The following is a 9399-nucleotide window of genomic DNA, read 5'->3' as shown; positions in this document are numbered from 1 at the left end:
ATATTATACAACACATGGAGGGATACGTCCAGCGCGGCGGTTTCTGTATGCTTGGCATGAGCACGAGATATGGATAGAATGGAAATGGAGCGGGGAGGGAGGTGGAATCATGGCCACCATACGCATCGGATGCTGTGGGTTCGTGCGCTCACGGGCGGAATATTTCGCGCAGTTTGACCTGGTGGAAATCCAGCAAACCTTCTACAAGCTTCCCCAGGTGGAGACAGCGCGGCGCTGGCGCCAGGAAGCTCCGCCGGCCTTCGAGTTTACCATGAAGGCCTGGCAGGCCATCACCCATGACCCCTCTTCCCCCACCTATCGCAAGGCCGGCCTGCAGTTGCCCGGGCCGGCGGAGCACTACGGCTTCTTCCGACCGACCGACGAGGTGATGACAGCCTGGGAACGCACCCTGGAGATCGCCGGCGCCCTGCAGGCGAGCATCGTGGTACTGCAGTGCCCGGCCCGCTTTACCCCGACCGCAGAACATATCCGCAACATCCGCCAATTTCTGGAGCATGCTCGCCGGCCCGCCGGCCTGCGGCTGGCGTGGGAGCCGCGCGGCGAGTGGCCGCGGGAGATCGTCGCCGGCATCTGCCGCGAATACGACGTCATTCATGCGGTGGATCCGTTTCAGGGCCTGCCGGCGACAGCGGGCACGGCCTACTTCCGACTGCACGGCCGCACCGGCTACCGTTATCAGTATACGGACGAGGACCTGTGGCAGTTATCTGCCTGGTGCCAGGGGTTTGCGACGGCCTACTGTATGTTCAACAACATCAGTATGTGGGAGGATGCCCTGCGGTTTCGCCGGCTCACCGCCGGCGATAGTGCATGAGGTGGCAGGATGCGGGAAGTGGGGGAGAAGCGATGCCGCATTTGTGGGAAGCGCGGCGCCCTGATCGCCGGCTTTCTCGGTGTGTGCCCCGAGTGCATCCGCCGACAGCCCGAGGAGGCGGTGCAACTGGCCGGCGAGGCACACCGACGCGGCCGCCGGCTGTTCGGCCTGCCCGAAGCCCCACCGCACGATCCGGCGGGCACGGCGTGCGTGTTGTGCGGGCATCATTGCCGCATCCCGGAGGGTGGGTGGGGATTCTGCGGCTTGCGGACGGTGCGGAACGGCCGGCTGGTGCATTTGGCTGGCACGCCGCAGCGCGGACTACTGCACTGGTACCGCGATCCCCTGCCGACCAACTGCGTGGCGGACCCGGTATGCGCTGGCCGGCGTCAGTTCGGGGCGCATAACCTGGCGGTGTTCTACGCAAGCTGTACCTTTGACTGCCTCTTCTGCCAGAACTGGCACTACCGCGAGGCGGATATCCTGCGGGGACCTTTCCTCTCCGCAGAGGAACTGGCGGCCACTGCGCGCAAGGACACGTACTGTGTCTGTTATTTCGGGGGAGACCCTGCCTCGCAGATGCCGCACGCGCTCGCCTCGGCGCGCCCGCTGGCACAGCGCGGGGTGGTCGTATGTTGGGAGACCGCCGGCAACGCCCAGCCCAAGCTGATGGACCAGGCGGTGGAGCTGTCACTGCAGAGCGGTGGGATCGTTAAGTTCGACCTGAAGGCCTTCGATGAAGCTCTGCACATGGTGCTCACGGGGGCTTCCAACCGACAAACGCTGGAGAACTTCGCCAGGGCGGCACGGCGGTTTGAGGAGCGGCCGGCGCCCCCACTGGTGGTCGCCAGCACACTGCTGGTTCCCGGCTATGTGGATGTGGAGGAGGTTCGCCGTATCGCTGGTTTTATCGCCGGCCTCCACCCCGCCATCCCCTATGTCCTGTTGGGGTTTGCGCCGCAGTGTTTCATGCCGGACCTGCCGACGACCGCACGCTCGCATGCCTTGGCGGCAGTGGAGGCGGCCAAATCTGCCGGCCTGCAGAATGTGCACATCGGCAACTGGCATCTGCTCTCGCGCGAGGAGTATGAGGAGTAGCCGCCCCAATCACTGGCATCTGCTGCGCAGGGCGGCCTCGATCTTTTTCGAGATGACCGTTGTGATGAAGAGCAGAATGGCCTGACGGTCTTTGGTTGCCGCCAGTTTCAGCACTTCTTGGACCTCATCCTCGTCCAGCAGTATCAGGGTTTTCTCGATCTGTTCCTTCGCCATGGTTTCATAATGCCTCGTGCAGGGCCTGGGCGGCGAAGTCAATATCCTCTTCGGTGTTGAAGTAGCCCGGGCTGAAGCGCAGGGCGCCGTCCTCCAGGGTGCCGGCGGTGCGGTGGGCTTGCGGGGCGCAGTGCAGGCCGGCGCGCGTGGCCACATCAAAGACTTTGTCCAGCACGGCGGCCAACTGGTCCGGGAAATAGCCCTCGACCGTCAAGGAGATGACCGCCACGCGCTGGGACAGGTCCGCCGGCCCCAAAATGCGCAGGCCGGGAATGTCGGCGGTGCGCTCTATGAAGCGGCGCGTCAAGCCCATCTCATGCCCGCGAATGTGCTCCACGCCGTTTTCCAGGACGAAGCGCACGCCGGCCAGCAGGCCGGCGATGCCGGCGGCATTCTGCGAGCCGGGTTCCAGCCGCAGGGGCAGTTCCGCCGGCATCGCCTCGTCCGCCGAGTGAATGCCTGAGCCGCCTTCCATGATAGTGTCCAGGTGAATATCGGGGCGCAAGACCAGCGCGCCGGTGCCATGCGGGCCATAGGTACCCTTATGGCCGGCGAAAGCCAACAGATCAATGTGCATGGCCTGCATGTCAATGGGATAGGCGCCGGCGGTCTGCGCCGCATCCACCATGAAATAGATGCCGTGCTGATGGGCGATCTTCCCCAGCTCACCAATGGGCAGGAGCGTTCCCAGCACATTGGAGGCATGGGTCACCACCAGCAAGCGCGTTTCCCGACGGATAGCGCGCGCCACGTCCTCCGGGTCCAAGGTACCGTCCGGCGCACAGGGGATGGCAGTGAGGAGGACGTCGCGCCGTTCCAGCGCTTTCAGCGGCCGCCAGACGGCATTATGTTCGATAGAAGAAGTGATGACATGGTCGCCAGGCCGCAGAAGACCTTTGAGGCCGATATTGATAGCCTGGGTAGCGTTCATGGTGAAGATAACCCCTTCCGGCGCCGGCGCGTTCACCAATTGGGCAATGGCCTGACGCGCTTCGGTGGCGATGCGCTGGGCCTGTTCCTCACGCCAGTGGCCGCCCCGGCCGGGAGTGGCACCAACGTTGCGCATAAAGTCCTCTACGGCCCGGTAGACACTCTCGGGTTTGGGCCAGCTAGTGGCGGCATTGTCAAGATATACGGCCATAGGGCGTGTCTCCGGATGAGAGGGTGGAGGGAGAGGATGCATTGGCCAGGCCAAGACGATCCGCCTTTCGGAGCACCTGGGGCAGGATCACGCGGAAGAAGAGAGCCTCGGCGCCGGCCGCATCGTTGTCCAGGACAATCTGCTTCAGCTCGATGATGTCCGCCGGCTCCATGGTGAGCCAGATGAAGCGTTTGCGCGGTTGCGATGACTGGTGAACGGCATGATTCGACATGAACTGCGTCCTATACCTTGGGAAGGTGGTGAATTATGCAATCTTGTGCATAAGTATACGCCGGCGGGAATGGATTGTCAACTGCGCCGGCAACGAATCTCCGGCCTATCGCGGGCACGCCAGGCTGGTCAGGGGGAAATGCGTCCGCCGGCTTCCCCCGGAGAGGGGGGCGGAGGAGCCGGCCGGTCCTTGTCGTTCTCGCTGAGCAGACGGGCCAGCAGGCCGTTGGTCGTGCCGTTGGAGAGATCCAGGCGCACATGTCGCCACGACCATGGTTCATCGCGAATGTGGACATGCACGCGTTCGATGCCGGCGGCACTGCGCGCCGCGCCCCGCACCTGCTCAATCAGCTGGCCGGCGAAGGGGCAGTCCGGGCTGGTGAATATCATGTCAATATGGACATCGCCGTTCTGCAGGCGCACATCGCGAATCAGCCCTAAGTCGACCACGCTGACGCCCATCTCCGGATCCATGACGTCCTGCAGGGCATCCCATATCGCCTGCTGGGTCTGCTCCCCGGAGGCGACCGCCGGCGCCTCTACGCCAGCAAGCGCATGAAGCTCTGCCATGCGCTGTTCGAGATGGCGGATGCGCTCCTCCAGCTCGTTCTCCCGTTCCACCACCTTGCTCAGCGCGCGGACCACCGGGTCCGGGAGCCGGGCATGCTCCAGCGCGTCTACCTGGTCCGCGCGCCGGCCGGCCAGCCTGGCCGGCACTCCCACCACCGTGGCCTCTGGCGGGACGTCCTTGATGACGACGGAGCCGGCGCCGATGCGGGCGTTCTCGCCGATGGTGATGGGGCCCAGGACGATGGCGCCGGCGCCGATGACCACGCCGTTCTTGACCGTGGGATGGCGCTTGGTCTTCTCCAGGCTGGTGCCGCCCAGCACGACGCCCTGATACAGGAGCACATCATCCCCGATCTCGGCCGTCTCGCCGATGACGATGCCCATGCCGTGGTCAATGAAGACCCGCCGGCCGATTTTCGCACCAGGGTGAATCTCGATGCCCGTGATGAAACGGTTGATATGGGATATCAGGCGCGCCAGCAGAAAGCGCCGGCGCCGCCACAGCCAGTGGGCGATACGGTGGAGCCAGACGGCATGCAGGCCCGGATATGTGAGCAGCACCTCCGCGCGGGTGCGCGCGGCAGGGTCCCGCTGGAAGGCAACGTCAATATCTTCCCGAATGCGTTGTAGCCAGTTCATCGGCCGAATCAACCGTCAGGGGCTTATGATTCTCGAAGGGATTCCGCCGGCTGCTCCGCCGCCGGGGCCGCGAACTCATGGGGAATGTTGCCGGCGCCGATATCAGCCAGCGTGACGGTGTCCAGATAATGGGCGATGGCGTCGCTAAGCCCTTCATACAGCTTGCGGAGGGAACAGCGCCCGGCGCGGCCGCACACTTCCTCGTCCAGCACACAGGCGGTCAGGGAAATCGGGCCTTCGACGGCGCGCAGAATTTCGCCGGCGGTGATCTGGTCCGCCGGACGGGTTAACACGTATCCACCGCCCGGGCCGCGCACGCTTTCCACCAGGCCGGCCTTGGTCAATGCCGAGAAGAGCTGAGCCAGATAGGTGGCCGGCAGTCCCTGCCGCTCGGCGATCTCCTCGCGAGTCACCGGCGCATCCTGCTGATGCATTGCCAGGTCCAGCATCGCCCGCAGGGCGTATCGTCCCTTGGTCGTGATCCGCAGCATAGCTCCCTCCTGCACATCGTACCGCTATTGTACTATAGTTGATAGCGGATGTCAAGTATTGGAGCGGCAAATCGAAATCTTGCCTTTTCCTTGGATACCGGGTATAATATAGTTGTCGCTATGGGGATGCATGGATTCGACGGGGAAGGCTGGTCACGGATGGCAAGCCGAGGTGCTCTTCCTCGTTAAACCAGAGCAAAACAAACAAGTGCCAAAAACACTGTAAAGCCGGCGTTTGCGTTCCCCAAGATGGCCGCGAGCGTCGCTCTCGCTGCCTAATCCGAGGGTGAGCAGACGCCTCAGTCACCAGAGAGCGTGACTGCGTCCACCCCGACCTCTCCTCGTCGGGCCGGGAGTGGGCGTGAGAGCAGGCGAGGTGCGGATGGGGGGACGCCGATACCTCCATCCTAAGACCGATCGGCTGGCCTGATGGCCCCGTGTCAGTCCGGTGCCCTCAGGCGAGATCCAACGACTGACGAAGCTTGTACAACCGTCCGTGGCCGAATTCTTCGGACGCGGGTTCGATTCCCGCCATCTCCACCTGGGCCGCTTGAGCGTTATCAAGCGGCCTTGTCTTTTTCACCGCATGGATATTCACGCATATCTTGGGAGGGGGTACGCACATGGAAGCGCCGAAAATCGCCGTCATCGGCGGCACCGGGGTGTACGATTTCAGCGGGCTGGAGGATATCGAGGAGTATTACCCAGTCACGCCTTTCGGCCGGCCCTCTGACGTCATCCGCATCGGCACGTTGGAAGGGGAACGCGTCGCCTTCCTGGCGCGCCATGCACGTGGACATCGGCTCCTGCCGGGCGAGGTGCCCTACCGCGCCAATATTTGGGCGCTCAAATCGTTGGGGGTGGAGCGGATCGTCGCCATCAGCGCCTGCGGCTCCATGAAAGAGGCCTACAAGCCCGGCGACATCGTCATCCCCGACCAGGTGTTCGACCGCACCCGCCGGCGCGAGTATTCCTTCTTCGGCGAGGGGCTGGTGGCCCATATCTCCTTCGCCGACCCATTCTGCCCGCACATGAGCCGCTGGGTCGCGGATGCGGTGGAAGCCGCCGGCGGCACTGTCCATCGCGGCGGCATCTATCTCATCATTGAGGGACCTCGCTTTTCCTCGCGCGGGGAATCCATTATCTTCCGACAATGGGGCGTGGACATCATCGGCATGACCATCATCCCGGAGGCGCAGTTGGCGCGCGAGGCGGAGATGTGCTATGCGGTCATGGCCCATGTCACCGATTACGACTGCTGGCATGAAACGGAAGAGGCGGTCTGCGTGGAGCTGGTGTTTGAGACGCTGGCGCGCAACGCGGAGCTGGCCCAGAAAGCGGTGAGGGAGCTGGTGCGCCGGCTCCATGCCGAAAGGCCGGCGCGCACCTGCGCCTGCGGCGATGCGCTCCGCACCGCACTGGTGACGCCGCTGGATCAGGTGCCCGAAGCGACCCGGGAAAAGCTCGCGCCCTTACTGGAGAAATATCTGCATGTCACGGGGAAATCCTAAAGGCCGGCCTCCGCATCAGGGGGCACAGCGCGTGACAAGCCGGCAAAGTATGCCGGCTTGTCGCGCCAGAGAAGCCAGTGGACGGCCAGGGCTACTGGCCGCCGGCTCTCTTACAGCCCCCAGGAATTGCGGTATATGCCGCGGGGGCCTTCGTCTTCATCCTCTTCCTCGTCCTCCCAGAGATCCTCTTCTTCGTCGAGGTAGTCGAGTTCCTCTTCTTCCTCCTCCTCTTCCTCCTCCTCGACGTCCCAGTCCATTTCTTCCTCTTCCTCCAGGAAGTCCACGATCTCCTCGAAGTTGCGGCAGCCATCCTCGTCGATGGTGATCAGGTCGCGACTGCACACGCCCTCATCCCAGAAGGCACAGTCCCTGCGTCGGCATTTCACTCTGGTCATACGTCTCTCTCCTGAAAAGTCTGGAAATCATTCGTTCCCCGCCGGCCGGCGGCGTAAAAAGCGCTGTTCCAACAGGTCCACGATGCCGGCGGCATCATCGAGATGGAACTGTGGGACGCCGGCCAGCTCCGGATAGGGTTCATCCGTCGCCAGCGCCAGCAGTTCGTCCTCGGTGCATAACAGCTCTCGGCCGCGCTCCCGGCGGGAAACCTCAATCTTGGGTTTATCGCCACGTTTATATCCTTCTGTGAGGATAATGTCAACTTTTCCTATCCGCCCTGCAATCTCGTCAATGCTCAGTTCCCGCTCCAGGCGCTCGACCAGGGCGATGCGGTTGGGCGCGGCGATGACCACCACGTCACTGCCGGCCTGCGCATGCCGCCAGGTATCCTTGCCCGGCTGGTCAATCTCGAACCAGTGCACATGATGTTTGACCGTAGCGACCCGGTAACCGCGCGCCTTCAGCTCGTGGATAAGTTTTTCCATGAGCGTGGTCTTGCCCACGTCCGACTTGCCGACGATAGAAACGATGGGAACCGCATCCGCCTGGCTCATGGCACCACCTGGGCAACGACTTTGACGCCGTTCAGCGCCATCATGTACAGGAACACCCGGTGCAGGAAGTCGCCGTCGTGCGGCATGATGCCCAACTGACGCGCTGTTTCCACTGGCAGGTCATAGGTCTGCACGCAGTCCGCCGGCACGATGACCTGCACCCCCGGGACATTGAAGGCATTGGCGCGCAGGCGCAGGTCCATGGCCGCGGTGTAGATGCACAGATCAGTGCAGTCCCCTACGATGACGAACTGCTTGACCTCGGGATGCGCCTCCAGCCAGGCCGGCAGGCCTGTCCCCAGCATACTGCTGAGCGAATTTTTGGGGAAGACCACAAATTGGTCCGAGAAGGGCAGGGTGAGCAGTTCGGGGATGGTCTCGCTCTCCGTCGTGCCGGCCAGGCAGTGCCGGCCAAAGGCCTCGAACTCCGGCGTCTGCTGGGAATGGGTGTCCTGGGTGAGGACGAAGTGCCGCACCCCATGGTCATACAGCATCTGGAACAGGCGCACCACCGCCGGCACAATGCCCTGCACGCGCGGGCTGGCCAGCGGCCCCTCCGTGCAGAAGCCCCGGATGAGGTCCACGGAGAGCACCATGGTCGCCGCCGGGTCTATCTCCGCGAGGGACAGCGCCGGCAAATTCTCGTACCACTCCACCAGCCACTCCAGAAAGGGACGGCTCCTCTGCAGAAACTCTTCCGCCTTCATCCTTTCCCTCCTCATTCGACTTCCGGCCAATCCAGCATTTCCGCGGTGACCAATTCCCCCTTGCGGGCGAGCCGCTGGTCCTCGGGGACGATGAGCAGGGCGTTGGCCTTGACCATGGAGGTCAGGATGCCAGAGCCTTGGTCGCCCGTCGTGCGGGCAAAGTACTGGTCACCCTGCTTGGTGACGATGGCGCGGATGAAATGCCGCCGGCCGCTGGTGTTCTTGATGTCCTCGTCCAGCACCACTTGGATGCGCTGTTTGCGCCATGCCCGGCGGCCCTGCATGACGCGCATGGCCGGCCGCACGAACTGCTCGAACGACACCATGGCGGAAACGGGGTTCCCTGGCAGGCCGATCAGCGGCACGCCGTCAATCAGCCCGACCGCCAGCGGTTTGCCGGGCTTCATGCGCACCTGCCAGAAGTTGATGCGGCCCAGCGTATTCAACACATCCTTGACGACATCATAGTCGCCGACCGAAACGCCGGCGGAGGTGATGAAGAGGTCCACCTGCTGGTCCAGGCCGGCGCGGATCTTGGCCGTCAAATCCGCCACGTTGTCCCGCGCAATGCCCAGCCGGATGGGGATGCCGCCGTACTTCAGCACCAACGCCGCATTGGAATACTCGTTGGAATTGCGGATCTTGCCCGGCGCCAGCGGCTGGGTAATATCCACCAGCTCGTCGCCGGTCGCCAAGATCGCCACCCGCGGCCGGCGGTGCACCTTCACGCTCGGCCGGCCGAGAGAGGCCAGCACGCCGATCTCCTGGGGCCGCAGGACAGTGCCGGCGGCCAGCACCCGCTCGCCCTGGCGAACGTCCTCGCCGGCGTCACGCACGTTGTCATGAGGTGCCACCGGCCGCAGGATCAGCACCTCCTGGCGTCGGGCGCCGGCGTGCAAATTGCTCTCCAGCGCCTGCCCCTCATCCGTGTCCTCAAAGCGCACCACCGCGTCCGCGCCGGGTGGGATCGGCGCGCCCGTCATAATGCGCACCGCGGTGCCCGGGGTGACCTCCACCTCCGGCGCGTAGCCGGCGGCTCGGTCCCCGATGAC

General features: G+C 63.9%; 12 protein-coding genes and 1 other RNA gene. 4 read left to right on the top strand and 9 right to left on the bottom strand.

Annotated features, from left to right (window positions below; all coding sequences use genetic code 11):
* Positions 1–109: 109 nt before the first annotated feature.
* Complete coding sequence (locus H5T60_07880) at positions 110–835, top strand: DUF72 domain-containing protein (GenBank protein ID MBC7242349.1); 726 nt, start codon at positions 110–112, stop codon at positions 833–835.
* A 9-nt stretch (positions 836–844) separates the two neighbouring features.
* The gene (locus H5T60_07875; protein MBC7242348.1) at positions 845–1933 is read left to right on the top strand and encodes a radical SAM protein; all 1089 of its coding nucleotides are present in this window, start codon (positions 845–847) and stop codon (positions 1931–1933) included.
* 9 nt (positions 1934–1942) lie between these two features.
* Here the strand turns inward: H5T60_07875 and H5T60_07870 are convergent, their stop codons facing one another.
* The 5 genes from H5T60_07870 to H5T60_07850 form a co-directional block, all read right to left on the bottom strand.
* Positions 1943–2107, bottom strand: a complete 165-nt coding sequence (locus H5T60_07870; GenBank protein MBC7242347.1) for a hypothetical protein — start codon at positions 2105–2107, stop codon at positions 1943–1945.
* Between the two features lie 4 nt (positions 2108–2111).
* Positions 2112–3248: an aminotransferase class V-fold PLP-dependent enzyme gene (locus H5T60_07865; protein ID MBC7242346.1), complete on the bottom strand. Its 1137-nt coding sequence runs from the start codon at positions 3246–3248 to the stop codon at positions 2112–2114.
* Positions 3232–3480, bottom strand: a complete 249-nt coding sequence (locus tag H5T60_07860; GenBank protein ID MBC7242345.1) for a hypothetical protein — start codon at positions 3478–3480, stop codon at positions 3232–3234. The genes H5T60_07865 and H5T60_07860 overlap by 17 nt, the downstream gene beginning before the upstream one ends.
* Positions 3481–3608: 128 nt before the next feature.
* On the bottom strand, positions 3609–4688 hold the full coding sequence (gene cysE / locus H5T60_07855) for a serine O-acetyltransferase (protein ID MBC7242344.1): 1080 nt from the start codon (positions 4686–4688) through the stop codon (positions 3609–3611).
* A gap of 23 nt (positions 4689–4711) precedes the next feature.
* Positions 4712–5179, bottom strand: a complete 468-nt coding sequence (locus H5T60_07850) for an Rrf2 family transcriptional regulator (GenBank protein MBC7242343.1) — start codon at positions 5177–5179, stop codon at positions 4712–4714.
* Positions 5180–5301: 122 nt separating this feature from the next.
* On the opposite strand from H5T60_07850, the gene ssrA reads away from it, so the two are divergent.
* Both ssrA and mtnP read left to right on the top strand, forming a co-directional pair.
* Positions 5302–5722, top strand: a transfer-messenger RNA (tmRNA) gene (gene ssrA, locus H5T60_07845).
* A gap of 80 nt (positions 5723–5802) precedes the next feature.
* Positions 5803–6690, top strand: coding sequence for an S-methyl-5'-thioadenosine phosphorylase (gene mtnP / locus H5T60_07840; protein MBC7242342.1), 888 nt, complete (start codon positions 5803–5805; stop codon positions 6688–6690).
* Between the two features lie 110 nt (positions 6691–6800).
* Here mtnP and H5T60_07835 read toward each other — a convergent pair whose 3' ends face one another.
* The 4 genes from H5T60_07835 to H5T60_07820 form a co-directional block, all read right to left on the bottom strand.
* A complete protein-coding gene (locus H5T60_07835; protein ID MBC7242341.1) occupies positions 6801–7085 on the bottom strand; it encodes a hypothetical protein in 285 nt (94 codons plus the stop codon).
* Positions 7086–7112: 27 nt separating this feature from the next.
* Positions 7113–7640: a molybdopterin-guanine dinucleotide biosynthesis protein B gene (gene mobB, locus H5T60_07830; protein MBC7242340.1), complete on the bottom strand. Its 528-nt coding sequence runs from the start codon at positions 7638–7640 to the stop codon at positions 7113–7115.
* Positions 7637–8347: a cysteine hydrolase gene (locus H5T60_07825; protein ID MBC7242339.1), complete on the bottom strand. Its 711-nt coding sequence runs from the start codon at positions 8345–8347 to the stop codon at positions 7637–7639. The genes mobB and H5T60_07825 overlap by 4 nt, the downstream gene beginning before the upstream one ends.
* Positions 8348–8358: 11 nt before the next feature.
* Positions 8359–9399: molybdopterin molybdotransferase MoeA (locus H5T60_07820; protein ID MBC7242338.1), on the bottom strand; the 1041-nt coding region annotated here is incomplete at its 5' end.

It is taken from the genome of Anaerolineae bacterium, assembly GCA_014360855.1.
In the GTDB taxonomy this organism is placed as follows: domain Bacteria; phylum Chloroflexota; class Anaerolineae; order JACIWP01; family JACIWP01; genus JACIWP01.
The sequence above is the reverse complement of the archived record's forward strand: the minus strand, read 5'-3'. Positions and strand labels throughout refer to the sequence as shown.

Coding starts and splice junctions, on each gene's coding strand:
- H5T60_07835 (MBC7242341.1), bottom strand. CDS start 7,085: ATGACCAGAGTGAAATGCCGACGCAGGGACTGTGCCTTCTGGGATGAG.
- H5T60_07880 (MBC7242349.1), top strand. CDS start 110: ATGGCCACCATACGCATCGGATGCTGTGGGTTCGTGCGCTCACGGGCG.
- H5T60_07870 (MBC7242347.1), bottom strand. CDS start 2,107: ATGGCGAAGGAACAGATCGAGAAAACCCTGATACTGCTGGACGAGGAT.
- cysE (MBC7242344.1), bottom strand. CDS start 4,688: ATGAACTGGCTACAACGCATTCGGGAAGATATTGACGTTGCCTTCCAG.
- H5T60_07875 (MBC7242348.1), top strand. CDS start 845: ATGCGGGAAGTGGGGGAGAAGCGATGCCGCATTTGTGGGAAGCGCGGC.
- mobB (MBC7242340.1), bottom strand. CDS start 7,640: ATGAGCCAGGCGGATGCGGTTCCCATCGTTTCTATCGTCGGCAAGTCG.
- H5T60_07850 (MBC7242343.1), bottom strand. CDS start 5,179: ATGCTGCGGATCACGACCAAGGGACGATACGCCCTGCGGGCGATGCTG.
- H5T60_07825 (MBC7242339.1), bottom strand. CDS start 8,347: ATGAAGGCGGAAGAGTTTCTGCAGAGGAGCCGTCCCTTTCTGGAGTGG.
- mtnP (MBC7242342.1), top strand. CDS start 5,803: ATGGAAGCGCCGAAAATCGCCGTCATCGGCGGCACCGGGGTGTACGAT.
- H5T60_07860 (MBC7242345.1), bottom strand. CDS start 3,480: ATGTCGAATCATGCCGTTCACCAGTCATCGCAACCGCGCAAACGCTTC.
- H5T60_07865 (MBC7242346.1), bottom strand. CDS start 3,248: ATGGCCGTATATCTTGACAATGCCGCCACTAGCTGGCCCAAACCCGAG.